This is a genomic window from Sphingomonas sp. CFBP 13728, from assembly GCF_014841895.1.
Taxonomy (GTDB): Bacteria; Pseudomonadota; Alphaproteobacteria; order Sphingomonadales; family Sphingomonadaceae; genus Sphingomonas.
Genome location: NZ_JACYUS010000001.1, coordinates 177,141 through 202,248, shown reverse-complemented (window position 1 = coordinate 202,248; position 25,108 = coordinate 177,141). Strand labels below are relative to the sequence as shown.

General features: G+C 65.4%; 22 protein-coding genes. 6 read left to right on the top strand and 16 right to left on the bottom strand.

Going from position 1 to position 25,108, the window contains the following annotated elements:
• The first annotated feature begins 58 nt into the window (after positions 1–58).
• Positions 59–793 carry a nucleoside triphosphate pyrophosphohydrolase gene (mazG, locus tag IFT67_RS00880; protein ID WP_192144680.1) on the top strand — a complete coding sequence of 245 codons (735 nt, stop codon included), beginning with the start codon at positions 59–61 and terminating at the stop codon, positions 791–793.
• On the opposite strand, the gene hflX is transcribed toward mazG, so the two are convergent.
• The 7 genes from hflX to dusB all read right to left on the bottom strand — a co-directional run bounded on the left by hflX (position 774) and on the right by dusB (position 9,878).
• Entirely contained in the window at positions 774–2,066 is a 1,293-nt protein-coding gene (hflX, locus tag IFT67_RS00875; protein ID WP_192144679.1) for a GTPase HflX, read from the bottom strand. The two genes, mazG and hflX, sit on opposite strands and share 20 nt — an antisense overlap.
• A complete protein-coding gene (hfq, locus tag IFT67_RS00870) occupies positions 2,063–2,575 on the bottom strand; it encodes an RNA chaperone Hfq (RefSeq protein WP_056048913.1) in 513 nt (170 codons plus the stop codon). The genes hflX and hfq overlap by 4 nt, the downstream gene beginning before the upstream one ends.
• A gap of 140 nt (positions 2,576–2,715) precedes the next feature.
• Positions 2,716–4,092 carry a nitrogen assimilation response regulator NtrX gene (gene ntrX / locus IFT67_RS00865; protein ID WP_192144678.1) on the bottom strand — a complete coding sequence of 459 codons (1,377 nt, stop codon included), beginning with the start codon at positions 4,090–4,092 and terminating at the stop codon, positions 2,716–2,718.
• 4 nt (positions 4,093–4,096) lie between these two features.
• Complete coding sequence (locus IFT67_RS00860; RefSeq protein WP_244647115.1) at positions 4,097–6,316, bottom strand: sensor histidine kinase; 2,220 nt, start codon at positions 6,314–6,316, stop codon at positions 4,097–4,099.
• Positions 6,317–6,392: 76 nt separating this feature from the next.
• The gene (gene ntrC, locus IFT67_RS00855; protein WP_192144676.1) at positions 6,393–7,832 is read right to left on the bottom strand and encodes a nitrogen regulation protein NR(I); all 1,440 of its coding nucleotides are present in this window, start codon (positions 7,830–7,832) and stop codon (positions 6,393–6,395) included.
• Positions 7,829–8,893 (bottom strand): two-component system sensor histidine kinase NtrB, encoded by a 1,065-nt coding sequence (locus IFT67_RS00850; protein ID WP_192144675.1) that lies wholly within the window; start codon positions 8,891–8,893, stop codon positions 7,829–7,831. The genes ntrC and IFT67_RS00850 overlap by 4 nt, the downstream gene beginning before the upstream one ends.
• Complete coding sequence (dusB, locus tag IFT67_RS00845; protein ID WP_056058746.1) at positions 8,880–9,878, bottom strand: tRNA dihydrouridine synthase DusB; 999 nt, start codon at positions 9,876–9,878, stop codon at positions 8,880–8,882. Before dusB ends, IFT67_RS00850 begins: the two co-directional genes overlap by 14 nt.
• Positions 9,879–9,969: 91 nt before the next feature.
• On the opposite strand from dusB, the gene IFT67_RS00840 reads away from it, so the two are divergent.
• Genes IFT67_RS00840 through IFT67_RS00830 form a run of 3 tightly spaced genes read left to right on the top strand, consistent with a single transcriptional unit; the run spans position 9,970 to position 12,154 of the window.
• The gene (locus IFT67_RS00840) at positions 9,970–11,118 is read left to right on the top strand and encodes a bifunctional 2-C-methyl-D-erythritol 4-phosphate cytidylyltransferase/2-C-methyl-D-erythritol 2,4-cyclodiphosphate synthase (protein ID WP_192144674.1); all 1,149 of its coding nucleotides are present in this window, start codon (positions 9,970–9,972) and stop codon (positions 11,116–11,118) included.
• Entirely contained in the window at positions 11,115–11,639 is a 525-nt protein-coding gene (locus IFT67_RS00835; protein WP_192144673.1) for a hypothetical protein, read from the top strand. The genes IFT67_RS00840 and IFT67_RS00835 overlap by 4 nt, the downstream gene beginning before the upstream one ends.
• Complete coding sequence (locus tag IFT67_RS00830) at positions 11,639–12,154, top strand: CinA family protein (RefSeq protein WP_192144672.1); 516 nt, start codon at positions 11,639–11,641, stop codon at positions 12,152–12,154. The genes IFT67_RS00835 and IFT67_RS00830 overlap by 1 nt, the downstream gene beginning before the upstream one ends.
• Here IFT67_RS00830 and IFT67_RS00825 read toward each other — a convergent pair.
• The 5 genes from IFT67_RS00825 to aspS form a co-directional block, all read right to left on the bottom strand.
• The gene (locus tag IFT67_RS00825) at positions 12,100–12,573 is read right to left on the bottom strand and encodes a type II toxin-antitoxin system RatA family toxin (protein ID WP_192144671.1); all 474 of its coding nucleotides are present in this window, start codon (positions 12,571–12,573) and stop codon (positions 12,100–12,102) included. The genes IFT67_RS00830 and IFT67_RS00825 overlap by 55 nt on opposite strands.
• On the bottom strand, positions 12,573–13,496 hold the full coding sequence (lipA, locus tag IFT67_RS00820; protein WP_192144670.1) for a lipoyl synthase: 924 nt from the start codon (positions 13,494–13,496) through the stop codon (positions 12,573–12,575). The genes IFT67_RS00825 and lipA overlap by 1 nt, the downstream gene beginning before the upstream one ends.
• Positions 13,497–13,650: 154 nt before the next feature.
• Positions 13,651–14,424 (bottom strand): polyphosphate kinase 2 family protein, encoded by a 774-nt coding sequence (locus tag IFT67_RS00815; RefSeq protein WP_192144669.1) that lies wholly within the window; start codon positions 14,422–14,424, stop codon positions 13,651–13,653.
• The gene (locus tag IFT67_RS00810) at positions 14,421–15,821 is read right to left on the bottom strand and encodes an APC family permease (RefSeq protein ID WP_244647114.1); all 1,401 of its coding nucleotides are present in this window, start codon (positions 15,819–15,821) and stop codon (positions 14,421–14,423) included. Before IFT67_RS00810 ends, IFT67_RS00815 begins: the two co-directional genes overlap by 4 nt.
• Positions 15,822–16,045: 224 nt before the next feature.
• Positions 16,046–17,884 carry an aspartate--tRNA ligase gene (gene aspS, locus IFT67_RS00805; RefSeq protein WP_192144668.1) on the bottom strand — a complete coding sequence of 613 codons (1,839 nt, stop codon included), beginning with the start codon at positions 17,882–17,884 and terminating at the stop codon, positions 16,046–16,048.
• A gap of 91 nt (positions 17,885–17,975) precedes the next feature.
• On the opposite strand from aspS, the gene rnd reads away from it, so the two are divergent.
• Positions 17,976–19,151, top strand: coding sequence for a ribonuclease D (gene rnd / locus IFT67_RS00800; RefSeq protein WP_192144667.1), 1,176 nt, complete (start codon positions 17,976–17,978; stop codon positions 19,149–19,151).
• Entirely contained in the window at positions 19,148–19,444 is a 297-nt protein-coding gene (locus IFT67_RS00795) for an I78 family peptidase inhibitor (protein ID WP_093397492.1), read from the top strand. Before rnd ends, IFT67_RS00795 begins: the two co-directional genes overlap by 4 nt.
• A 31-nt stretch (positions 19,445–19,475) precedes the next feature.
• On the opposite strand, the gene IFT67_RS00790 is transcribed toward IFT67_RS00795, so the two are convergent.
• From IFT67_RS00790 to IFT67_RS00775, 4 genes are read right to left on the bottom strand one after another with little or no spacing between them, the layout of a single operon-like run.
• Positions 19,476–20,987, bottom strand: coding sequence for a Ppx/GppA family phosphatase (locus IFT67_RS00790; RefSeq protein ID WP_192144666.1), 1,512 nt, complete (start codon positions 20,985–20,987; stop codon positions 19,476–19,478).
• Entirely contained in the window at positions 20,984–23,149 is a 2,166-nt protein-coding gene (locus IFT67_RS00785) for an RNA degradosome polyphosphate kinase (RefSeq protein ID WP_056481892.1), read from the bottom strand. The genes IFT67_RS00790 and IFT67_RS00785 overlap by 4 nt, the downstream gene beginning before the upstream one ends.
• Positions 23,150–23,165: 16 nt before the next feature.
• On the bottom strand, positions 23,166–23,810 hold the full coding sequence (locus tag IFT67_RS00780) for an HdaA/DnaA family protein (protein WP_056050416.1): 645 nt from the start codon (positions 23,808–23,810) through the stop codon (positions 23,166–23,168).
• 11 nt (positions 23,811–23,821) lie between these two features.
• Entirely contained in the window at positions 23,822–25,066 is a 1,245-nt protein-coding gene (locus tag IFT67_RS00775) for a heavy-metal-associated domain-containing protein (protein ID WP_192144665.1), read from the bottom strand.
• Between the last annotated feature and the right edge of the window lie 42 nt (positions 25,067–25,108).

The following is a 25,108-nucleotide window of genomic DNA, read 5'->3' as shown; positions in this document are numbered from 1 at the left end:
TGTATATTATCGATCTAAAATTATCTTTTGGATCGCGTGCTATCAATCGGAGTTCCTGATGATCGAACGGCTCGTTTCCATCATGGCGCGACTGCGCCATCCGGTCGAAGGTTGCGAATGGGATCGCGTTCAAACCTGGTCGACCATCGCGCCCTACACGATCGAGGAAGCCTATGAGGTCGCGGACGCGGTCGCGCGCGATGACCCGGCGGACCTCAAGGACGAACTCGGCGACCTGTTGCTCCAGGTGGTATTCCACAGCCGTATCGCCGAGGAGTCCGGCGCGTTCACCTTGTCCGATGTCGCCGCCGCTATCAGCGACAAGATGGAGCGTCGTCACCCTCACATATTCGGCGATGCAACCTCCTCGCCAGGTTGGGAAACGATCAAGGCCGCCGAGCGCGCGGAGAAGTCCGATCACAGCGCTCTCGCCGGCGTGGCGATCGGCCTGCCCGCCCTGGCCCGTGCGGAAAAACTACAGAAGCGTGCCGCCCGTGTCGGGTTCGATTGGCCGGATGCGACTGGGCCTCTTGCCAAGATTGTCGAGGAAATAGAAGAGGTTCGCGAGGCCGGCTTAGACACGGTAGAAGAGGAAGTCGGCGATCTGCTGTTTGCCGTGACCAACTGGGCACGGCATCTAGGTGTCGATCCCGAAGCCGCGCTCAGGGCCGGCAACGCCAAGTTCGAAGCACGTTTCCGGGCAATCGAGGCCGATGGCGGCGACGCGTTCGCCGCCATGACACTCGATCAGAAGGAAGCGCTATGGCAAGCGGTCAAGCATCGCGGCGGCTGAATCGGTCGTAGTCGGTCTCGGACAGCCGGACATCGTACGTCGTATCGAGCTCGTCGCTGACGCTGCCCAGCACTTCGCCGTGCGCATGGAGCCACGCCGCCCCCGCTCCGTCGCTAGCCTCGATCGTGATGCTGTAGCGTCGGTGGGCGCCGGTGAGCTTCGCCGCCACCTGCTCGATGAGATGCTGGACCCCTTCCCCGCTCAGCGCGGAGATCGCCACGACGTCGTCACGATGCGCTGCCTGCCCGGCGATCTCGTCGTGCGTGTCGGCATCGAGAAGATCGAGCTTGTTCCATACTTCGAAGCGCGGCGTGTTTTCATCGACGCCGATCTCCGCGAGCACGGTCTCGACATCCACCCGTTGGGCTTCGGAATCAGGGTGTGCGATGTCGCGGATATGGACGAGCAGGTCGGCCGACACCACTTCCTCCAGCGTCGCCTTGAACGCCGCGACAAGCTGCGTCGGCAGGTCCGAGACGAACCCGACCGTATCCGAGAGGATCGCCTTGTCGATGCCGGGTAGCTGGATCTGCCGCAGCGTGGGATCGAGCGTCGCGAACAGCAGGTCCTCCGCCATGACATCGGCGCCGGTCAGCCGATTGAACAGCGTCGACTTGCCAGCATTGGTGTACCCTACCAGAGCAATGACCGGCCAGGGCGCGCGCTGACGGCGTTCGCGGTGCAGGCCACGCGTGCGACTGACCTGCTCCAGCTCGCGCTTGAGCCGGGCCATGCGGTCGCGGATCAGGCGACGATCCGCCTCGATCTGCGTCTCGCCTGGGCCACCGAGGAAGCCGAAGCCACCCCGCTGGCGCTCGAGATGCGTCCAACTGCGGACCAGACGCCCTGCCTGATAGTCGAGATGCGCGAGTTCGACCTGCAACCGACCTTCGGCGGTCGCTGCGCGCTCGCCGAAGATCTCGAGGATCAGTCCGGTCCGGTCGATGACCTTGGTTTCGAGCGCTTTTTCCAGATTGCGCTGCTGGATGGGGGTGAGGCTCGCGTCGAACACGACGAGCCCCGCCTCTTCCATGCGCACCTGCGTCGCGAGCAGTTCGACCTGGCCGCTCCCGATCAGCGTCGCCGGCTTGGCCTGCCGCACGCGATAGGCGATCCGTTCGACGACCTGAACACCGATGGCCGCAGCAAGACCTGCGGTCTCCTCCAGGCGAGCATCAACGTCACGCGTCGCGTCGCCCTGATCGGGAAGCACGACGATCGCTCGCGCGCCGCGTGTGAATTCGTCCCGATCGCGTTCGAACCCGCTACTCAATCGTCACCGTCCGCGTCATCTTCGTCATCCGTGTCGGTGGGCTCTTCGGCGAGGTTCAGCGGGCGGGCCGGCTGAATCGTCGAGACCGCGTGCTTGTAGACGAGCTGCGCCATGCCCTCGCGCTGGAGCAGCATGCAGAACAGGTCGAAGCCTGCGATCTGGCCCTGCAGCATGACACCGTTGATCAGGAACATCGTCACGCTGTCTTCGGATTTCCGCACGGCGTTGAGGAAGATATCCTGCAACAACGGGTGCTTCTTCTGGCTTTCTCCCACCGCGTCGACGATTGCCGACACGTCCATGGGGCCAGCTGGCATGATCGTCGAGATGGCATGCTTGTAGATCAGCTGCGACTGCCCATCGCGGCGGAGCAGAACGGAAAAATTATCGAACCATGTGACGATGCCCTGAAGCTTGACGCCTTTGACAAGGAACATGGTCACGGGCGTCTTGGAGCGCCGGAGTGCGTTCAGGAAAAGATCCTGGAGCGAGCCTGGTTTTTCGGCCAATGGGATAACCCTTTATTTTTGGCGGGACTTTGCCCGCGAGGCGCCGTTTCCCGGCGTCGGAGATGCCCCCGGTTACCGGGAGCGGTACTGATCTATGATCGCCGCCCTGTTATATCCAGAGGGCGGCAAAATTACGGCGTCTATTCTTCGCGCGTTTCGGTGATGCCAAGCAGCTTCAACTTTCGATGAAGCGCCGAACGCTCCATGCCGATGAAGCTGGCGGTCCGCGATATATTTCCCGAAAATCGCCGGATCTGGACCCGAAGATATTCACGCTCGAACGTCTCGCGCGCTTCACGCAGCGGTGATCCCATGATCGCAGTCGATCCGGCCGAACCGATATCGCCTTGATCGCCCATAACCTCGGCCGGCAACAGATCGAGATCGATCCTGCCGATCCGGTCTCCCGGCGCGAGAATGATCGTACGCTCGACGACGTTACGCAGCTGGCGAACATTTCCTGGCCAGTCGTAGGATTGTAACGCGACCATCGCATCGGGAGCGATTTCCGGCGTCGGCACGCGGCGCTCGGACGCGTAATGGGCAATGAAATGCTGGACCAGCGCGGGGATGTCCTCGCGACGATCGGAAAGCGGCGGGATCATCACCGGCACTACGTTAAGGCGGTAATAGAGGTCTTCGCGGAAGCGGCCTTCGGCAATTTCGACGACAAGATCGCGGGCGGTGGCGGAGACGACGCGGACGTCGACCTTCACGACCCGCGTACCACCCACGCGCGTGAAGCTCTGATCGGTCAGCGCGCGGAGGATACGCGCCTGTGTCGTGATCGGCATGTCGGCGATCTCGTCGAGAAACAGCGTGCCGCCATGCGCCTGTTCGAACAGACCCGGACGAACGAGATCGCCCGCCTCCTCGACGCCGAACAACTCCTCGTCGACACGCTCGGGCGTCATCCGGGCCGCGCTGACGATGATGAACGGCGCATCGGTCCGCAAGCTCCAGCCGTGGAGCAGACGCGCTGCGACCTCCTTGCCGACCCCTGCCCCACCCATGATAAGCACGCGGCTACCGGTCGCAGCGACCCGCTTGAGTGTCGCACGCACGCCGTTGATCGATCCCGAACTCCCAGTGAGATCGGTTTCGCGACCGACCGTAGCGCGGAGCGTCGCCACTTCGCGACGAAGTCGCTCGGTCTCGGTCGCGCGGGCGACCATGAGCAGCAGGCGCTCGGCTTCGAACGGCTTTTCGATGAAGTCGGACGCACCACGCCGGATCGCTGCGACGGCCGTATCCAGATTTCCGTGCCCGGAGATCACGAGCACCGGGATCGACGGATCGCGGCGCTTGATCTCATCGAGCAGTTCGAGCCCATCGAGGCGCGACCCCTGAAGCCATACGTCGAGCAGCACCAGCGACGGGCGACGCGCGGCAATCGCCTCCAGCGCGGAATCGCTGTCGCCAGCGTCGCGCGTGTCATAGCCTTCATCCTCCAGGACGCCGGCAACGAGTTCACGGATGTCACGTTCGTCGTCAACGACGAGAATATCGAGCGCCATTAATTCATGTCCGGTTGCGGGTCATCGTATGGAGTTGGCCCTCCCCAGCCAACTCGGGTGCCGATGCCCCTTGGTCGAGCGCGGCCAGCGCCTTGGCGTCGAAGATCATGGTGACGAGCGTGCCCCCACCGGGTCGATCGGAAAAGCCGATCGTTCCGCAATGCTCCTCAATGATCTTCTTGACGATGGCAAGCCCAAGGCCAGTGCCTCGTGCTCGCGTCGTCACATAGGGTTCGACGATCCGGTCTCGGTCGGCGGGAAGGCCGATACCCGTATCCGCGACCGCGATACTCACGGAGTTCCCTGCCTCGGTCAATGTCATCGTCACACTGCCACCGGGTTCGCCGCGTGTTTCAATGGCTTCGACGGCGTTCTTGACGATGTTCGTGAGCGCCTGACCGATCTGGCGGCGATCGCAAACGAGCGTCAGACCGGGATCGTCCTGGACAAGATGGAAACCGATACCCGGATGCGCGACCTCATGCAGGAACAGTGCCTGCCGCGCCGCATCGACCAGCGATTCCTCGCGGAACACGGGCTTGGGCATGCGCGCGAACGATGAAAATTCATCGACCATGCGACGAAGATCGCCAACCTGGCGGATGATCGTATCGGTCAATCGCGAGAACGTCCCGTCCTGCATCTCGGTCTTGGCGCCGTACCGCCGTTGCAGGCGTTCAGCGGCCAACTGGATCGGGGTCAGCGGATTCTTGATCTCATGCGCAATTCGGCGCGCGACATCGGACCAAGCCGCGCGACGCTGATCGAGCAACTGCTGCGTGATGTCGTCGAAGGTCAGGATCGGGCCGGTCGCGGGGCGCGCGATACGCACCGCGAGCGTACGGACGTCACCCGCCTGCCCTACCTCGACGATCGCCTCGCGGTCGCCGCTGTCGAGCATAGCATCGAGTTCGGGGGCAACGTCGACGAGCTTGCGGCCGACGAGGTTCCCACTGCCGACGCCGGTGCCGAGCAATCCCGATGCAGAGTCGTTGGTGATCGTGATGGTCCGATCCCGGCCCGTCGCGATGACGCCGGCGGACACGCCCGCCATCACGGCCTCGATTAGCGCGCGGCGGCTTTCGAGCTGACCGTTCGCGGTAACGAGTTCGGTGTTCTGCTCCTCGAGGCGGCCGGTCATCTGGTTGAACGCCCTGGCGAGCGTGCCGACCTCGTCCCGACTGCGTGGGTCGGGCACGCGCGCAGTAAGATCGCCGCCCTCGACCCGTCGGGCCGCGTCGACGAGTTCGCCAACCGGACGTACCAGGCGATCCGCCACCGCAAGTGCGATCCACACTGCGATGCCGACGATCAGCAACGAGATCAGCAGGAGCGCCGCGTTGAACGTCAATTGCAGTCGACGCGACCGCGCTAGCAGCGAGCGATAACTTTTCAGAACCTCGTTCGCGCGGACCGTCTGCCCGGACAGCAGCTTGGTGTCCTCGACACGCCCCGCGTACAGAAACAGTTCGTCGGACCCCGGCAGCATCGTGATGGTCTGGATACGCTCGCCGGTCACGGTAACGACCGCGGTCTTGCCCGCCCGCAACTCGGCGATCGCAGCAGGCGTCACCTGCCGGGCGAAGTCGATTTCGTACGGATTGACGATCGCGAAGGTCTGGATGTCGCCCTGCGGCGTAACCTTGAACAGCGCGCCTTCGGACAGGCTGCGGTAATAGACCTGCTGGAGGAAGAAACCGGAGAAGTCGGGGCCCTGGAGCGATTTCTCCTGCAGATAGCCGGACATGTCCGCGGCCATCGTCACGGTCGCTTCCTGCCACCGGTTCAGCTGTCGCGCGTACGAGGATTGCGCGAGCGCGGTGGCATTCTCCAGCATCCCGCGCGCCTGATCCGAATACCAGAACTGGACGCCGTACTGGAACAGCAACGACGCGAAGATCGTCACCAACAGCATCGGCACCGCAGCGACGATCGAGAAGAGCGCGACCAGCCGGACGTGCAGTCGGCCACCGCCACCGACCGGCGAGCGGGCCGCACGCCGCATCGCCACGCGTCGCCCAAGCAGCATCAGCAACGCGATACCGGGAACGAGATTGGCGACGAGCAGCAGCGCAACGAGCGGCGGTGCCAGCAGGCGCTGCGGCGCATCCGTGCCGGCGATGATGAAGTAGCTCGCCAACGCGGTGGCGATGGCGACCGCGAGCACCAGCAGCTCCACGGCGGGCGTCACCGCGAACCGGTGCGCGGGTCCGTCTTCATCCATAGGTAGCGCCGCGGAAGCGATCATCGTTGCTTCGGTACAACGTCAACCGTTGCCTTGAAACCACATAATTTTCGTTTCAGGCGCGGCCTGCGTCATTTGGGCGGCTGTCGGCGACTTCGATCCCGAGCGTGTCGAGACGCTTGCGCAGCGTATTGCGATTGATCCCCATCGCGCGTGCCGCACGAAGCTGATTCTGGCCGTGGCGCGCGAGCATCGTCTCGATCAGCGGACGCTCGACCTCGCCGATCACGCGGTCGTATAGCGTGCCGTCGTCGAGTGCGGCGGGGTTCTCGCGGGCGATCCGCTCGATCAGCGCGCGGACGGCGTGAGCTATATCGATGTCGGCGGCCTGGTCGATCGCTGCGGGCGTGCCGATCATCGTCCGGATCGCATCCGCGCCGATCACCTCGTCGCGCGAGAGAACGGCCAGCCGGCGCATCAGATTTTCGAGCTCGCGGACATTGCCCGGCCAGTCATGCGCGCCGAGTGCGGTGAGCGCGTCGCTGGCGAGTTGGCGCCGGGGAAGCCCCTGCGCTGCTGCATGATCGAGGAAATGCCGGGCGAGCAAGGCGATATCCTGGCGACGTTCGCGTAACGGCGGCAGGACGATCGGCACGACGTTGAGGCGATAGAACAGGTCTTCGCGGAACTGGCCGGTGGCGACCTGCGCCGCGAGATCGCGATTGGTCGCGGCGACGATGCGGACGTCGACGCGGATCGTACGCGCGCCACCGACACTGGTGAACTCGCCCGATTGCAGGACGCGGAGCAGCCGGGTCTGCGCCTCCATCGGCATATCGCCGATCTCGTCGAGGAACAACGTGCCGCCCGACGCCTGCTCGAACCGACCGGCGTTGCGCGCGGCCGCGCCGGTAAAGGCGCCGCGCTCATGCCCGAACAGTTCGGCCTCGATCAGTTCACGCGGGATCGCGGCCATGTTGATCGCGACGAACGGCGCCGCGCCGCGAGGGCCGAGATCGTGGATCGCGCGCGCGACGAGTTCCTTGCCGGTGCCCGATTCACCCGAGATGAGGATGGTCAGGTCGTTCGAAACGACGCGTGCGATGATCCGGTAGACGTCCTGCATCGCTGCCGAACGACCGATGAGCGGGAGCGCGCGGTCCGCGTCATGCAGATCGTCTTCGGACGCCATGCCGCCTCGCGCGAGCGCACCGGTCACCGCGCGGGCCAGCACGTCGAGGTCGAAGGGCTTTGGGAGATATTCGTACGCACCGACCTCGGCCGCTCGCACCGCGGTGGTCAGCGTATTCTGCGCGGACAGGACGATGATCGGCAGCAACGGGAAGCGCGCCGCGACGTTGCGGACGTGATCGATCCCGTCGCCGTCGGGCAGGATCACGTCTGTGACGATGACGTCGGGCAAGGCGATCGCGAGCGCGCGTTCGAGTTGGGCGAGGCTGTCGGCGACGGTGACCTCGTGCCCGGCTCGGCGCAACGCCTGTGCGACGACGGTACGGATTGCGGCGTCGTCGTCGACGACCAGCACCGCGCTCATGACGCGGCTCTCGGCAACAGCAGGCGGAGGACGGTCATTTCGGGATTTCCTTCGCGGGCGTATTGGACGATGCCGCCCATGTCTCGCGTGAGTTTGTCGACGAGCGCGAGACCGAGCCCCTGCCCCTCGTGACGGCCGGACACGAACGGATCGAACAGGTGGTCGGCGATGTCGGCAGGCGCGCCCGGACCGTTGTCGAAGATGCAGATCTCGATCGGCAGCGGCACGCGCGGCTTGCCCGGCGCGGCGCTGACGGTGATGCCGTGACGATAGGCGGTGGTCATCACCAGCCGCGGTTCGCGTTCGTTTCGAACGGCTTCGCGCGCGTTCTTCAGCAGGTTTATGACGATCTGGAGTAGCGCGTCGCGATTTATCTGCGCAGGCGGAAGTGACGGATCGAAGCGTTCTTCGATCGCGATGCCGCGCGCAAACCCGGCGAGCGCGAGCCGGCGCGCGTGACCGAGCAGCGGATAGATGTTCTCGCTGGCGAGCGGCAGAGGCCGCGTGTCGCTGAAGTCCTGCATGCGGTCGATCAGCGCGGCGATGCGATCAACCTCGGTCACGATCAGCGTGGTGAGTTCGCCAGCGCCGAGCAGTTGGGCGGCACCGCGGATGCCGGACAGCGGGTTCTTGATCTCGTGCGCCAGCATCGCGGCAGCCCCGACCGCAGCCCTTGCTCCTGCCGCCCGGTCCGCAGAGTGTCCCAGCCGCCGCGAGGTCGCCGCGGCGTGGAGCGTGATCGCCCGCCAGCCGGGATAGTCCGCAATCTGTGTTTCGGCGAAATCGACGCGGATCTTTACGCCGCGTGCGGTCGATATCTCGGTATCGTAGACTGCCAGGCCGTGTCCGTCGCGGTTACGCGGATCGTCGGGCGGCGGGATGATCGCATCGAGTGGTTGGCCGATCATCAGTCGCTCGGACAGGTTCAGCAATTGCTCGGCAAGTGCATTGGCATGCGCAACGCGGTGGCCTGGATCGACGACGACGACCGCAACCGGGAGTGCTGCGAACAGCTCCGCAAAGCCTGGCCGCCCCCGGGATTGCGTATCAGGCCGCTGCAAGTTCGCGCCAGGGAGCGTAGAACTCGGCCAGCATCGCCTTGACCTGCTTGGGATCGGGGACCTGGTTGACCTTGTTGCGGAATTCCGCCGAACCGGGCAGCCCCTTGGTGTACCAGCCGATATGTTTCCGCGCCATGTTGACGCCGGTCTCGATCCCGTAATGTTCGAGCATCGCCTCGTAATGTCCTGCGATCGCGTCATATTGCTCGGTGATCGACGGGTCTTCGATGCGACGGCCGGTGGCGAACCACTCCATCACCTGGCCGAGTACCCAGGGGCGGCCGTAGCTGCCCCGACCGATCATCAGGCCATCGGCGCCGGACTGGTCCATCGCGGCTTCGGCGTCCTCGATGGTGCAGATGTCGCCGTTGACGATCACCGGGACGGTGACCGCGTCCTTGACCTTGCGGACGAAGCCCCAGTCGGCGTTGCCCTTGTACATCTGGTTGCGCGTGCGGCCGTGGACGGTGATCAGCTTGATCCCGAGGTCTTCCGCGATGCGTGCGAGATCGGGCGCGTTCAGGCTGTCGTGGCACCAGCCCATCCGCATCTTGAGTGTCACCGGGACGTCGACCGCCTTGACCGTCGCCTCGATGATCGCGCTGGCGAGCTTGGTGTCGCGCATCAGCGCCGAGCCCGCGTCGCCGTTGACGACTTTGCGCACCGGGCAGCCCATGTTGATGTCGATGATAGCCGCGCCGCGATCCTGGCTGAGCTTGGCGGCCTCACCCATCTCGTAGGGGGTGCAGCCGATCAACTGCATCGACACCGGCTCCTCGAGCCGATCCCACGCCGCCTTCTGCAACGACTGGCGCGTCTCGCGGATCGCCGCCTGGCTCGCCACCATCTCGGTGACGTTGAGGCCCGAGCCATAGCGTCGCACCAGCGTGCGGAACGGCATGTCGGTGACGCCGGTCATCGGTGCGAGCACGACAGGGCTTTCGATCCGGACGGGACCGATCTGGATGGGGGCAAGGTTGCGCATGGATGTGCCTGAAAAAGAGGCATCCTCATACTCTACCCGGCCAATTCAGGCAAGGCTGGCGAGCGCACGAACGACGCGCTAGGTGGCAGGCATGGCATCAGCACAGCGTATCGTCGCGATCATCGTCGCCGCCGGAACTGGCGCGCGCGCGGGTGGATCGGTTCCCAAGCAATTCGCGCTGATCGCTGGGCGGCCGATGATCGCCTATTCCTACGAGGCGTTCGCAACGCATCCGGCTATCGCCGAGACGATCGTTGTCGTTGCCGACGGGCAGCAGGCCATGGCAATCGCAGCGCTGGGGGACGCGTCGATCGTGGTGGGCGGACTGACCCGGCGCGAGTCGGTCACCAACGGCCTCGCGGCGGTCGGTGATGCGACGCATGTGCTGATCCACGACGCCGCCCGCCCCTTCCTGTCGCACGCGGTCATCGTTTCGCTCGTCGCCGCGTTGAAGACCCGGGACGCGGCCATTCCGGTGCTGCCGGTGACCGATACGCTCGCGCGCGGCAGCGTCCTGCTCGGCGACATCGTCCCGCGCGCGGACCTCAACCGGGTGCAGACTCCCCAGGCGTTTGCGGTCGAGGCCCTGCGCGCCGCACATGCCGTCTGGCCGGCAGACGAAGAGGCGACCGACGACGCGCAGATGGTGCGACGGCTTGGCGTCGGCGTCGCGTTGGTGCAGGGCTCGGCGATGCTCGAGAAAGTCACGCACCCAGAAGATTTCGCGGCCGCCGAAGCGCGTGTCGCCTACGAAACCCGCACCGCGATGGGGTTCGACGTCCACCGTCTCGAAACCGGTGAGGAACTGTGGCTCGGCGGCGTCCTGATCCCGCACGACAAGGGTTTGTCGGGGCATAGCGACGCGGACGTCGCGCTCCACGCGCTGACCGATGCGCTGCTCGGGACGATCGCGGCGGGCGATATCGGCACGCATTTCCCGCCGAGCGACCCGCAGTGGAAGGGCGCCGACTCCGCGCAGTTCCTCCAGCATGCCGCCAAGCTGATCGCCGACAAGCGTGGCCGGATCGATTTCGTCGACCTGACGATCATGTGTGAGGCACCGAAGATCGGACCGCACCGAGCGGCGATGACCGCGCGGATCGCCGACCTGCTCGGGCTCACGCTCGACCGGGTCAGCGTCAAGGCGACCACGACCGAACGGCTCGGCTTCACCGGGCGCGGCGAAGGCATTGCTGCGCAGGCGGTCGCGACCATTCGGTTGCCCGGATCGCCGCTTTGAGGATCGCGGCCGCGCTTGCCGCGATCGCGCTTCTTGCCAGCCCGGCTGTCGCGCAACAGCGCTGCATCACCGGGCCCGAGGCCGAATCGCTGACGCTCGTCGCTATGCCCGACATCCTGCGCGAGACCGGACGCGTCTGTGCCGCACAGCTTCCCGCCAGAAGTCTCATCCGGTCGCAGTCGAGTGCGTTGATCGACCGGTATCAGGTCGAGTCCGACCGGGCTTGGCCCGCCGCCCGCGCGGCGATCGTCAAGCTCAGCGACCCCGCCGTGGATGCGATGCTCGATTCGGAGTTTGCGCGACCGTTGCTGACGACGTTGCTGGTGCCGCAGATCGTCGGGCGGATCGCGACGCGTGATTGCGGGACGATCGACCGGATGGTGACGCTGCTCCAGCCCTTGCCACCGCGCAACACCGCGGGCATCGTCGTCGAGACGTTGCGGTACCTCAAATCCCAGAAGTCGCGCAGCGGTGATATCGCCGCGGTGGCGATGCTGCTCTGCCCGGTGGAGACTCGCTGATGGATACGATCCTTCCCGCCGAACTCGTCGACGCCGCGCGCAAGGTGGTCGAGCAGAACCGCGCGATCGGCCGCAGGGTCGCGGTCGCTGAGAGCTGCACCGGCGGGCTCGTTGCCGCTGCACTGACCGAGATCCCAGGCTCGTCAGACGTGTTCGAGGTCGGCTTCGTCACCTATTCGAACGCCGCCAAGCTCGGCGTGCTGAAGATCAGTTCGGACGTGCTCGAAACGTTCGGCGCGGTCTCGATCGCAGTCGCGTGGAGCATGGCGCAGGCTGCGCTCAAGCAGTCGGGCGCCGACATCGCGGTGGCAATAACCGGCGTTGCAGGCCCCAGTGGCGGATCGCTCAAGAAGCCGGTCGGCACCGTCGTGTTCGGTCGCGCCGAGAAGGGACGCGACCCGTCCGATGTCCATGCCGATCGCAAGGACTTCGGCGATCTCGGCCGTGGTGGTATCCGGCTTCAGGCCGCGTTGTGCGCGCTCGAACTCTTGTTGCCGGACGCTTCGGCCCCGTAAAGCTCGGCGGCGCGGGTCTCGAAAGCGCCGATCATCTTGCGCAGTGCAGCGCCGAATACCTGCCCCGCGATCATCTCGAACATCCGGTTCTTGAACGCGAAGTCGACGGTGAAATCGACCGCACAACCCTGCGGCTCGGGACGGAAGTGCCATTCGTTGCGCAGATACTTCAGCGGGCCATCGACGTAATCGACGTTAAGTTCGCTCGGCCGGACCTTCTGCACGCGCGACGTGAACGTCTCGCGCAGGCCCTTGAAACCGACGATCATGTCGGCGAGCGTCTCCGTATCGCTGTTCGAGCGCACCCGCATCGCGCTGACCCAGGGCAGGAACTCGGCATAGCGACCGACATCGGCGACCAGGTCGAACATCTGCTCAGGCGTATAGGGCAAATGGCGCGTTTCCGAATGCTTCGGCATCAGATGCGCGCGACGCCCAGCTTTGCGTCCCGGTTCGCACGCAACCGTTCGAAGTCGTCACCCGCATGATAGCTCGACCGGGTCAGCGGCGACGATGCGACCAGCAGGAAGCCCTTCGCGCGGGCGATCGAGGCATAGGCATCGAACGCCTTCGGCGGCACGAACTCGGCGACCTTGGCATGGCGCGGTGTCGGCTGGAGATACTGGCCCATCGTCAGGAAATCGATGTCGGCGCAGCGCATGTCGTCCATCACCTGATGGATCTCGAGCCGCTCCTCGCCGAGCCCGAGCATCACGCCCGACTTGGTGAAGATCGACGGATCATGCTTCTTCACGCTCTCTAGCAGCCGCAGCGACGCGTAGTAGCGCGCACCTGGGCGGATCGTCGGGTAGAGCCGCGGCACCGTTTCGAGGTTATGGTTGTAGACGTCGGGACGCGCCTCGACGATCGACTCGATCGCGGCCTGCGCCTTGTTGCGGAAGTCCGGGGTCAGGATCTCGATCGTCGTCGTCGGGTTCGACGCGCGGATCGCCTGAATGACCTTCACGAACTGCGACGCGCCACCGTCCGGAAGATCGTCGCGATCGACCGAGGTGATGACGATATGATTGAGCCCCATCTGCGCGGCCGCATCGGCGACGTTCTGCGGCTCCATCCGATCGACCGCGCGCGGCATGCCGGTCTTGACGTTGCAGAACGCGCACGCCCGCGTGCAGGTGTCCCCGAGGATCATGACTGTCGCGTGCTTCTTCGACCAGCATTCGCCGATGTTCGGGCACGCTGCTTCTTCGCACACCGTGGTCAGACTTTTCGATCGCATCAGTTCGCGCGTCTTGGCGAAACCGGCGGAGGTCGGCGCCTTGACGCGGATCCAGTCGGGCTTGCGCGCGCGCGGTACGGCGATCGGGGTCATCTCGTTCATGAGCGCGAGATAGCGATCCCTGCTACCCGAGACAACATACATGCGGTTACGTGGGCGATATCATCGGTTTGTGCGGCGACAGTTTGCGGAGCAGACTTGCCGCATGTCGCGGTGGCGAGGCTCCGATTGTCCGGAACCCCACAGGCACGCGTGATTAGAGACCGAGAGCCTTTTTCGCGACTTTTACGACGGCCGGATCGATCGGCGGCGGCGTCATCGACACGCCGGCTTCGAGGCGGTCGGCGATCAGCGTCAGCGCTGCGATCCGGGCCGCCTTCTTGTCGTTGCCGTCGATAACGGTCCACGGCGCGGTCGCGGTATCGGTGCGGGCGAACATCTCGGCCATCGCCTCGAGATAGTCCTTCCGTCGCGACCGGTTGTGGAAATCATCGAGTCCGGTCTTCCAGTGCTTCCACGGATCGTCGAGCCGCGCCTTCAAACGCCGGTCCTGCTCCTTCTGCGTGGTGTGGATGAACAGCTTGATCAACGTCGTGCCGCTCTCGACCTGCTGTGCCTCGAACGCGTTGATCTCGTCGTAACCGTGGCGCCATTCGGTCTCGCTGGCGAACCCCTCGACACGCTCGACCAGCACGCGGCCGTACCAGCTGCGATCGAACACCGCGATGTTGCCGTTGGCGGGCAGACGGTTCCAGAAGCGCCAGAGGAAATGGTGCGCCTTCTCATCCGTGGTCGGCGCCGAGATCGGCCAGACCTTGTAGTTGCGCGGGTCCCATTCGGCCGACAGGCGCTGGATGATGCCGCCCTTCCCCGCCGCGTCCCATCCCTCAAACATCACGATCGCGCGCGTACCGCCGACGATGTGCGCGACTTGGATGTGTTCGAGACGCTTTTGCAGCGCGGCGAGGTCGTGCTTGTACTTGCCGTCGTATTCGTCGCCAGCTTCGTAATCGGCCAAGTGAATCGTCATGCATCACGCTCCGTCGCAAGGGTCGGGATCTGAACGTTCCAGGCGCCGCGACGACGCAGGACGAACCAATAATAGACGATCGACAGCAGGATCTGCGCGGCCGTCATGATCAGGCCGGGGCGCCCCTCCTCCAGATCGGACCAGCTCGTCCAGCAGACATAGCCGAGCGCGAGCAGCGTCACCACCGGAGCGATTGGGTAGAACGGCATTTGATAGGGTGCGTGGGCGGTCATGCCCGTACGCCTGCCCACCATCGCCGCGACGCAGATGCCCGCGTAGATCGCGACGAGGCCGGTGCCGCTAAGCACGAGCAGCAACTGGAGCGGCAGGAAGCACGCGACGATGCCGAACCCGCCGACCAGCAGCGTGCCGACCCAGGGGGAGCCGAACTTCGGGTGAACCTGTGTCATCCACCGGTCGAGCGGACGCCCCCAGCTCCCGTCGCGCGCGGTGCCGTAGAAGAAGCGCGCGCAGGCGAGGATGCAGGCGATCACCGCGTTGACGATCGCGACGACGACGCCGATCGAGATCCAGTTCGCCGTCGTGGTGCCGCTGCGGAGGGCGACGAGCAGGCCGAACGGGTCGTCGGCGGTAAGCGTAGCGTGGAGGTCCGGTGCACCGACGAGGACCGCTACGATCGGTATGCCTTCGAACAGCAGCGTCAACGCGAGCGACGCCATGATCGCACGCCCGATCAGCCGGGGGGCGTCGAGCATCTCCTCGCCGAAGTAGACCGCCGCGCCATAGCCGTTGAGCGCGAAGATCGCGATCGAGGTGGCGAGGCCGATCGAGGCGGCGGACGCGGGGACGAGAGTGGCGCCTTGCGGCATCAACGGGTGGAGCAGGAGGTCGCCGATCGGGCGGACGGTATCGGCGAACCCGAGCCAGACGACCGCGCCGACCGCCAGCATCTCGACCAGCAGGAAGAGGCCGGTGAGCCAGGCGTTGACGCGGATCTGAAGGATCGCGACGAGCGTCGATCCGGCAACCACGGCGATCGCGACGGGGATCTGCGGCAGTCCGGGGACCAAAGTGCCGAGCACCGCGCTGACGCCGAGACCTGCGACGGGCGGGAAGAGCAGGTTGTTGAAGACGTTGACGCCCAGCATGACGAACCCCGCCATCGGCCCGAGCGTATGCGCGACCGCAACGTACTCGCCACCTGCGACCGGCCAGGCGGAGGATAGCTCGGCGTAGACGAACGCGGTCGCGACGCAGACGAAACCGGCGATCAGCGTTGCCCAGACTGCCCCGGTGCCGGCAACCTGGAGCATTCCGGGGACGATGACGAACACCGACGATGCCGGAGTCGCGACGGAGAGGGTGAGGAACAGGACGCCCATGACGCCGAGGCTGCGGACGAGGCTTGGCGCCGGTGTCATCTGATCGTCGCGCATGCCAACCCCTTATCGTCCAGGGGTATTTGCATGGTTGAGGGGGTTGAGGAAGCAGTGGAGGAGATAACGTCTGTCTCTCGCCCCTACGGGGAGAGGGAGGGGCCCGGCCACGCTTGCGGGTGGGAGGGTGAGGGGCGGTTGGCGCGCACCAACCGCCCCTCACCCTCACGTCGCCAAGCGGCTCCTCCTTCCCTCTCCCCGTAGGGGCGAGGGACAGAGAGAAATTACCCTGCGTTCGGCGCGACCACCTTCGTCGCGTCCTTCGGACCATCGACCGTCAGGCGGATGTTGAGTTCCTTCAGCTGCTTGGCGCTGACCGGGCTCGGCGCGCCCATCATCAAATCCTCGGCCTTTTGGTTCATCGGGAACAGCACGACCTCGCGGATGTTCGGCTCGCCCGCGAGCAGCATCACCATCCGGTCGATCCCCGGTGCCGAGCCACCATGCGGCGGCGCGCCGACCTTGAACGCATTGATCATGCCGGCGAAGTTCGTGTCGACATCAGCCTGCGTGTAGCCGGCGATCTCGAATGCCTTGTACATGATCTCGGGACGATGGTTTCGGATCGCGCCCGACGACAGTTCGACACCGTTGCAGACGATATCGTACTGATACGCCAGGATATCGAGCGGATCCTTGGTCTCCAGCGCGTCCATCTCGCCCTGCGGCATCGAGAACGGGTTGTGGCTGAAATCGACCTTCTTCGCATCCTCGTCATATTCGAACATCGGGAAGTCGACGATCCAGCAGAACTCGAACCGGTTCTCGTCGATCAGGCCGAGGTCGGCACCGATCCGCGCACGCGCGGCGCCGGCCAGCTTCGAGGCGGGCAGTTCCTTGCCGGCGGCGAAGAAGATGCCGTCGTTGGGGCCGAGGCCCATCTCCGCGATCAGCTTCCGCGTCGCTTCCTCGCCATGGTTCTTGGCGATCGGGCCGCCGAGTTCACCGTTCTTCTGCGTGATGTAGCCGAGCCCGGCATGACCTTCGGCGCGTGCCCAGTCGTTCATGTCGGTAAAGAACTTGCGGCTCTTGTCGGCAGTGTTCGGCGCGGGGATCGCGCGGACCACGTCACCGCCGGCGACGATCCCGGCGAACAGGCCGAAGCCCGAATCGACGAAGTGATGGCCGACGTCGTGGATCAGGATCGGGTTGCGCAGGTCGGGCTTGTCGCTGCCGTATTTCAGCATCGATTCGCGGTAGGGGATGCGCTTGAACGGGAGCGCGGAGACCTGACGACCCCCCTTTGCTCCAGAATGGCCCTGCCAGTCGGCGAACTCCTCGAACACGCCGTGCAGGACGGGCTCGATCGCATTGAACACGTCGTCCTGCGTGACGAAGCTCATCTCGAAATCGAGCTGGTAGAACTCGCCCGGTGAACGATCGGCGCGTGCGTCCTCGTCGCGGAAGCACGGCGCGATCTGGAAATAACGGTCGAATCCCGCCACCATCAGCAGCTGCTTGAACATCTGCGGCGCCTGCGGGAGCGCGTAGAACTTGCCCGGATGGACGCGGCTTGGCACCAGGTAATCGCGCGCGCCTTCGGGCGACGATGCGGTCAGGATCGGCGTCTGGAATTCGGTGAAGCCCTGCCCGTTCATGCGGTTGCGGAGCGACGTGATCACCTGGCTGCGGAGCATGATGTTCGCGTGGAGACGCTCGCGACGCAGGTCGAGATAGCGATAGCGCAGGCGGATATCCTCGGGATACTCGGCCTCGCCGGCGACCGGCATCGGCAGTTCGCCAGCCATCGACTGAACGGTCGCGGCGGTCGCGCGGATTTCGATCCCGCCGGTTGGCAGATTGGGGTTCACGGCTTCCGGCGCCCGGGCCGTAACCTTGCCGGTGATCGTGACGACGCTCTCGCTCTTCAGGCCTTCGATGACCTTGAAGACCGGGCCCGACACGTCAGTGACGATCTGCGTGATGCCGTAGTGATCGCGCAGATCGATGAAGACGAGGTCGCCGTGATCGCGCTTCTTGTGGACCCAGCCGGAGACGCGGACCTCTTCGCCGACCTGTTCGGGGCGGAGGGCGGCGCAGTTGTGGGTGCGATAGGCGTGCATGATGGGTCTTCTCGGACGATAAACAGGTGGTCCGCGCTTCCCTTCCCTACCGGCCTTTGTCAACCCGGACGAGGCTCGCTATGGACAGGCGATGCATATCCACCCGCTTATCTCCGACAGTGCCACGCTCGCCAATTTGTGCGCCCGAATGGCCGACGCCGACTATGTGTGCGTCGACACCGAATTCATGCGCGAGAGCACCTATTACCCGGAGCTCTGCCTGATCCAGATCGCCGACGACAAGGAAGCCGCCGCGATCGATCCGATGGCGCCGGGCATCGACGTCAAGCCGCTGCTCGACCTGCTCGTCGAGAATCACGATGTGCTGAAGGTCGTCCATGCCGGCGGGCAGGACATCGAGATCGTCTACAACCTCACCGGCAAGACCCCCTTCCCGCTGTTCGACACGCAGGTCGCGGCGATGGCGCTCGGGCAAGGCGAGCAGATCGGCTATTCGAACTTGGTCGACAGCTGGCTCGGGATCGCGGTCGACAAGGGTGCTCGGTTCACCGATTGGGCGCGCCGGCCGCTCGACGCGCGACAGATCGAGTACGCGATCGGCGACGTCACGCATCTTTCGAAAATTTTCCCGAAGATGCTGGAGCGGTTGCGCAAGACCGGGCGCGGGGTGTGGCTCGATCAGGAGATGGAGCGGCTTGGCGATACCGCCAACTACGCGAACGATCCCGATCTAGCGTGGAAGCGGGTACGGATTTCCGGGCGCAAGCCTGATGTGCTGGGGCGGTTGAAGGCACTCGCGCGGTGGCGTGAGCTGGAGGCGCAGGCGAAGGATCTGCCGCGCGGCCGGATCGTCAAGGACGAGGCGCTGGGCGACATGGCGGGGCATCCGCCGAAGAAGCAGGCGGACTTGGCACGGGTGCGCGGGCTGTCGGCGACCTGGGCCGGCAACGACATCGGCGGCCGCTTGATGGCGGCGATCGAGGGCGCGCAACCGCTTGGCGACGACGAACTGCCGCCCCGCGACGATCGCAAACCGGGACTTGGCAAGGAAGGTTCGCTGGTCGCGGACCTGCTCAAGCTGTTGCTGAAGATCCGCTCGCGAGACATTGACGTCGCATCGAAATTGCTCGCCCGCACCGACGAACTCGAGGCTCTGGCGGCGGGTGTTCGGACCGGGCTGCCAATGCTTGAAGGCTGGCGGTTCGATCAGTTCGGCCGCGACGCGCTTGACCTGGTCGAGGGGCGGCTGGCGTTTGCGGTAATCGGCGGAAAGCTGAAGATGACGCGTACGGAGGATGCCGCATGAGGATCGTTCTGGTTGCAGCCCTGCTCGGTTCGGCCGCGTGTACGCCGGTAGAGATGCGCGGCGAGACGCCCGCCGCTTCGCCGGTCGCAGCCGCCTGCAATGCCGACTCGCTCGGCGATCTGGTCGGCAAGCGCGCGAGCGATGCTCGGGCCGACGTGATGCAGACCCGGTCGGGTGCACGCACGCTCCGCTGGATCGCGCCGAACACGGCCGTGACGATGGATTTCCGCGCCGATCGGCTGAATGTCTATGTCGATGCGAAGGGTCGGATCGAACGCTTCACCTGCGCCTGATAACTTAGCTCCTCCCCTGGAAGGGGTGGAGCTAAGCAATAGCGAGTAACGGTTTGCGACCTAACGCGGTCGCCAGGGCGGTATGGCGACGCTCTACCGCCTCGCCGTACAGTCCACGATCGTCCGAACGCAGTGTCAACGTTAGCGATCCGCCATCGTCCGCGAGTTGCGAGCGCTTCAATGGCCCGGCTAGGCCGCCGCTCATCCTCTGGCCTAGTCGCATCGCCATGCCCCAGGCCGTAGCGCTCTTCAGCGCGGGAGGCGTCGCCAGCCGCCCTACGGGGTCTGCCGCCGCCAAATCGCCGCCAAGGCTCGTGTATAGCGCCTGCGCCAGCATCCCGCGGCCCGCAGCGTCGATCGCGACCCAGTTGCCGTGTAGTGCGACCTCGACGCCGCGTTCTGCACGGAACTCGGGGTTCGCGCGCCAGCCGACGTCGGCGAGCAGACACGCCGTGTGGCGAATGCGGGCCATTGCGGGCGGCTCGGTGGTGAACAGCGGTGCGATCCAGCGGTCGAGGAGATCGCCGTGCTCCGGGAAGCGGCCGAGTAGGCGACCCTCTTCGCGTGCTGCGACGATCAGCGGATCGAGCGTTCGGTCTGCGGGCTTCAGGTCTTCGTAGAGAAGGCCTTCGCGCAGGCCATAGGCGGATACGATCGTCGTCCGGCTGCCGAGCTGGCGCATCAGTACGCCGAGCAATGCCGCGGCGTCCGCGAGCGTTGCCGTGCGGCCCGACGACAGCCCCGGAATCGCCTTAAGGCGCGGCTTGGAAAGCTGTGGGATGGTTCGGCTGAGGCGGGTGATCGTCGCCGCGGTCATTGAATATTGGTGGATGATCGGCAGCGGATAGTCCGACAGCTCCATGTCTAGCCGTGCCAACGCACGCCACGATCCGCCGACCAGATACAGCGGAAGCCCCTGCCCCTTCGCGGTCCAGCCGGCCTCGCGCACCAGACGCGCCACGTAGCGGGCGAGCACCTTGCCGCGCTTGGCCCGGATCGGGCCGATGCGGAGGACGCCGAGCGGGAACGAGACGCGGTCTTCGATTCTGCCGCGACGAACGCGGACGAGTTCGAGACTGCCGCCGCCGAGATCGCCGACGATGCCATCTGCTTCGGGGATGGCGGACAAGACACCGTAGCCAGCCGCGCTGGCTTCCTGTTCGCCTGACAGCGTCTCGACGGTCAGGCCAAGTTGTTCAGCCGCGGCTATGAGTTCGCCGCCATTCTTCGCATCGCGTACCGCCGCGGTCGCGACCGTGCGGAGCGTCGAGCATTCCATTTCCTTCGCCACCGCCGCGAACCGCGCCAGCGCGACGCGTGCCGTTTTCAGCGCGGACTTCTCGATCGCGCCGGTAGCAGCAAGCCCTCGCCCGAGCCCCGCCAACACCTTCTCGTTGAACCGGATCGCAGGGAGCCGCGGCGGCCCCTGATACACAACCAGCCGGATCGAGTTCGAGCCGATATCGATGATCCCGGTGCGCGGGTGATCGTCGGTCTCGGCCCTGGGCGGGGAATTGCCGAACAGGATGTTCGTGACGCTCATCGTTTTCGACGGAGCGATAGCGTCGGCACGGCATTGCTGGTCGCGAGCGAAGCGCCGCGGCCGGAGAGCGAAGGATTCGTCATGAAATACCGATGCAGGTTGAACGGGCGGTCGCCGGGATCGACGCGGCTATATTCGCCGTCGGGGCCTAGCTCCCAACTCTGCTCGTTGTCGATCAGGTTCGCGACCATGACCTGATCGAGGATCTGGTCGTGGACGGTCGGGTTGAGGATCGGCAGCATATATTCGACGCGGCGGTCGAAGTTGCGCGGCATCCAGTCGGCCGACGAGATGAACAGCTTGGCACCGTCGTTGGGGAGCGCCTTGCCGTTGCCGAACGCCCAGATCCGGCTGTGCTCCAGAAAGCGCCCGATGACCGACTTCACCCGGATCGTCTCGGACAACCCAGGTACGCCGGGTCGCAGGCAGCAGATGCCGCGGATGATGAGGTCGATCTCGACCCCCGCCCCGCTCGCCTCGTACAGCTTTTCGATCACCGCGGGGTCGACCAGCGAGTTCATCTTGGCCCAGACGCCGGCGGGCTTGCCGGCGCGCGCGTTGGCGATTTCGACGTCGATCAGGTTCATCAAGTTCTGGCGGAGATCGCGCGGGCTAAGGCTGACGCGCGCCATGTCGGTCGGTTCGACATACCCGGTGATGTAGTTGAACATCTGCGCCGCATCGCGTCCGACCGCGGCGTCGGCGGTGAAGAAGCTGAGGTCGGTGTAGATCTTGGCCGTTACCGGGTGATAATTGCCCGTGCCGAAGTGGCAGTAGGTGCGGAACGCCTGGCCTTCGCGGCGGACGACCAGCGAGACCTTCGCGTGCGTCTTCCAGTCGATGAAGCCGTAGACGACCTGCACGCCCGCACGCTCCAGTGCGGAGGCCCAGACCATGTTCTGCTCCTCGTCGAAGCGTGCCTTCAGTTCGACGACCGCGGTGACCGACTTGCCGGCCTCGGCGGCGGTGATCAGCGCGTTGATGACCGCGGGCTGCTTGCCGGCGCGGTAGAGCGTTTGCTTGATCGCGACGACGTCGGGGTCGTTCGCCGCCTGTTTCAGGAAGGCGAGCACCACCTCGAACGTCTCGTACGGGTGGTGGACGACGATGTCCTTCGCCTTGATCGCCGCAAAGCAATCGCCGCCGAATTCGCGGATCCGCTCCGGGAAGCGTGGCGTGAAGGGCGGGAACTTCAGGTCCGGGCGGTCCTCGTCAACGAGGCCGTCAAGATCGACGATGCCGAGGAGATTACCGCTCTCGGTGATGATCGCGTCCGCACCGCCCAGCTCGTCCTTGAGGACCGCGGCGAGGACGTCGGGGATACCGGTTTCGAGTTCCAGACGGATCACGCGGCCACGGCGGCGGCGCTTGATCGCGTTGGCGAAGTAGCGGACGAGGTCCTCGGCTTCCTCCTCGATCTCCATGTCGCTGTCGCGCAGCACGCGGAAGCTGGCGGCGGCGAGGACTTCGTATCCAGGAAACAGGACCGGCGCGAACCGCTTCAGGATCGACTCGATCGAGATGTAGCGTGCGGGCTCGCCAGGCAGGCGGACGAAACGCGTCATCGTGTGTGGGAGCATGACCAGTTCGCGAACCGGCTCGTTGTCCGAGCGGCGAACGAGGTCGAAGATCACCGACAGGCCGCGGTTGGGGATGAACGGGAACGGATGCGCGGGGTCGAGAGCCTGCGGGGTCAGGATCGGGAAGATCTGATCGCGGAAATGCGTTTCGAGCCACTCGTCGGCCTCGCCTTCGACGGCCTCACGTCGCAGGACGAACAGCCCCGCCTCGTCGAGCAGCACGCGCAGGTCGCCCCATACCGCCTGCTGGCTGGCCATAAGTTCGTCGGCCTCGCGGACGATCGCGGTCAACTGCTGGCCGGCGGTCAGCCCATCAGCCGATCGCCGATCGACATCCTGCGTCTGCTGTCCCTTCAGACCGGCGACGCGGACCATGAAGAATTCGTCGAGGTTCGACCCCGAGATCGACAGGAAGCGGAGCCGCTCGAGCAGGGGATGCGCAGGGTTGCACGCCTCCTCCAACACACGCCGGTTGAACGCCAGCCAGGACAGCTCGCGGTTGAAAAACCGGTCGTTCGGCTCTGCGCCGATGGGATCGTCGTCGTCTTCCGATTGGCGGACGATATGGGCTGGACGGTTCATCGGGCCTCTTGGGGGCTTATGGTGGCGTGAAGAGCGGAAGGTCGAGAGCGAGTTGAGGCCGGAGGATCAGCCCGGCCTCCGTGAGTGTGGTTCGTGCAAGAGGAATGGACAAGCGCTTGCGACGTTCCATCGCCTCCTGATCCAGCGCATCGACGGTTCGCGTTACGGTAATATGACTGCGCTCGATTCGGGTCGCGAGCCAGTCGATCAGATCGGGGCGGGCATCGAGGCTGCGGCGCTCGAACAGATGCGCGAGCAACAGCCGCATGAGTTCGTCGTCGGGCGCGCCAATCGCCGCGATCGGGCTGGCGGCGAGGCGCGAACGAAGATCGGGGAGTTTCACCTTCCATTCGGGCGGGGCGGCGTCGGCGACGATCAGCAGCGGCCTGTGCTCCTCCTGCGCGCGGTTCCAGGCGTGGAACAGTTGCGCCTCGGGCACGCGCTCGGCATCGTCGATGATCGTGCCCCCGCTCTTCGCTGCGAAGATCCGCGCAAGCAGGCTGCGGCCCGATTTGCGCGGGCCGGTCAGGATGGCAGTCATGACGGGCCAGGTGGCCGTATGCTCCAGCGTGTGGACCGCCCGCGAGTTGGAGGGGGTAACCAGGAAGGCATCGTCGCGAGGGTCCGCCGGCCACCCGAGTGGCAGCGCAATTTGAGTCATCTTGGTCGCGCTCACCCTGTCGTCGCATTGTCCGCGGGCAAGTCCGGCGGAAGAAGTTGGGCGACCCGGCGAATGCGGATCGTCTGGCCGGAGCCGAATACCTGATAGCCGCGGGCTTCCAGCGCGGTCTTCAGCGCCGCGGGGTCGCCGTCGTACGCGACGCGCATCAGTGACACGCCACCAAGCGCGAGGCTGGTGGTGGCCGCCGAGCGGACGCCGGGGATCGCGCGGAGTGCGGCTTCGGTCGAAGAGACGTTTGCTGCGGCCGGGGTATCGAACTGGACGATGACCGAGATGCCCTCGCCGCCTGTCAGCACCGCGATGTTGGCATCGGCGGTCTCGTCGGTCGGCAGGTCGTCTATCGTTGCGGCTTCGGGCGGCGGTGGTGGCGAGAGGCTGTAGTCGACGCGGAGCGAACCGTTGCGGCGGGCCTGCTGGTACAGATCGTCGATCCGCTTCACGCCGGTGTCGAGCAATTGCGCGATGCCGTCAGGCGTACCGACTCGCAGCGTGAAGCTGCCGATCAGGTCGTTGTCGGGGCCATGGCGCGCTTCGAACACGCCGATCACCGGGCCGCCGGGCCACTGGCGATACAGTTTCACGACCGGGGTGAGCACATCGCTCGCGCCATATTGGTCGAGGATCGTCCGCCACCAGCCGCGGCCGGGGCGCTGCGTCTGGCCGACGTTGAGCAGCAGCGCGTCGGGCCCTGAGCCGGACGGGCGGACATAGTCGATGCTGCTGTTACCGGTGCGATAGCGCGCCCACGCCTGCTGCCACTGCGTGCTCTGCTCGAATGCCTGGCCGACGCCACCCGAATATTGGACGGGGATGACGAGCATCGGCTGCGAGCGATCGGAATACGTCGAAATGCCGAGGATCGATCCGGCGCGGCTACGATCGAACAGCACGCCTAGCTTGGCGATGTAGCGCTGCGGGCCGATCTGTTCGTTCTCGACGACGATCCCGGAGACCAGCGAATCGAGCGTGCCGTCGGAAACGAGGCCGCCTCCACCGCCAAGTCGGTTCGACAATTGCACCCAGGCTTTGCGCTGTGCGAGCCGCCAGCCGCTGTAGCGCGCGGCGTCGGCGGTCTTGCCAGCGACATCGACGGTGACGCCGCCCACCTCGTAGGCGCTGCCGCTGTCGACCGGCGCTGCGCCTCGGCTGCCGCCTTCGATCTGCGCGAGCACGGCTCCGCCGCCAAGCAGCAGGGCGGCGCCAGCAAGCGCGATGGGAAGGGTACGGATACGCATCAAGCGGGCCTTTTGGCGAAGCAGACGTGGAAATCCAAGCGC

What these genes read in the sequence shown, in the direction of transcription:
- mazG (WP_192144680.1), top strand. Translation starts at nt 59, where the DNA reads ATGATCGAACGGCTCGTTTCCATCATGGCGCGACTGCGCCATCCGGTC.
- ntrX (WP_192144678.1), bottom strand. Translation starts at nt 4,092, where the DNA reads ATGGCGCTCGATATTCTCGTCGTTGACGACGAACGTGACATCCGTGAA.
- IFT67_RS00860 (WP_244647115.1), bottom strand. Translation starts at nt 6,316, where the DNA reads ATGGATGAAGACGGACCCGCGCACCGGTTCGCGGTGACGCCCGCCGTG.
- ntrC (WP_192144676.1), bottom strand. Translation starts at nt 7,832, where the DNA reads ATGAGCGCGGTGCTGGTCGTCGACGACGACGCCGCAATCCGTACCGTC.
- dusB (WP_056058746.1), bottom strand. Translation starts at nt 9,878, where the DNA reads ATGCGCAACCTTGCCCCCATCCAGATCGGTCCCGTCCGGATCGAAAGC.
- IFT67_RS00840 (WP_192144674.1), top strand. Translation starts at nt 9,970, where the DNA reads ATGGCATCAGCACAGCGTATCGTCGCGATCATCGTCGCCGCCGGAACT.
- IFT67_RS00830 (WP_192144672.1), top strand. Translation starts at nt 11,639, where the DNA reads ATGGATACGATCCTTCCCGCCGAACTCGTCGACGCCGCGCGCAAGGTG.
- IFT67_RS00825 (WP_192144671.1), bottom strand. Translation starts at nt 12,573, where the DNA reads ATGCCGAAGCATTCGGAAACGCGCCATTTGCCCTATACGCCTGAGCAG.
- lipA (WP_192144670.1), bottom strand. Translation starts at nt 13,496, where the DNA reads ATGAACGAGATGACCCCGATCGCCGTACCGCGCGCGCGCAAGCCCGAC.
- IFT67_RS00815 (WP_192144669.1), bottom strand. Translation starts at nt 14,424, where the DNA reads ATGACGATTCACTTGGCCGATTACGAAGCTGGCGACGAATACGACGGC.
- IFT67_RS00810 (WP_244647114.1), bottom strand. Translation starts at nt 15,821, where the DNA reads ATGCGCGACGATCAGATGACACCGGCGCCAAGCCTCGTCCGCAGCCTC.
- aspS (WP_192144668.1), bottom strand. Translation starts at nt 17,884, where the DNA reads ATGCACGCCTATCGCACCCACAACTGCGCCGCCCTCCGCCCCGAACAG.
- rnd (WP_192144667.1), top strand. Translation starts at nt 17,976, where the DNA reads ATGCATATCCACCCGCTTATCTCCGACAGTGCCACGCTCGCCAATTTG.
- IFT67_RS00795 (WP_093397492.1), top strand. Translation starts at nt 19,148, where the DNA reads ATGAGGATCGTTCTGGTTGCAGCCCTGCTCGGTTCGGCCGCGTGTACG.
- IFT67_RS00790 (WP_192144666.1), bottom strand. Translation starts at nt 20,987, where the DNA reads ATGAGCGTCACGAACATCCTGTTCGGCAATTCCCCGCCCAGGGCCGAG.
- IFT67_RS00785 (WP_056481892.1), bottom strand. Translation starts at nt 23,149, where the DNA reads ATGAACCGTCCAGCCCATATCGTCCGCCAATCGGAAGACGACGACGAT.
- IFT67_RS00780 (WP_056050416.1), bottom strand. Translation starts at nt 23,810, where the DNA reads ATGACTCAAATTGCGCTGCCACTCGGGTGGCCGGCGGACCCTCGCGAC.
- IFT67_RS00775 (WP_192144665.1), bottom strand. Translation starts at nt 25,066, where the DNA reads ATGCGTATCCGTACCCTTCCCATCGCGCTTGCTGGCGCCGCCCTGCTG.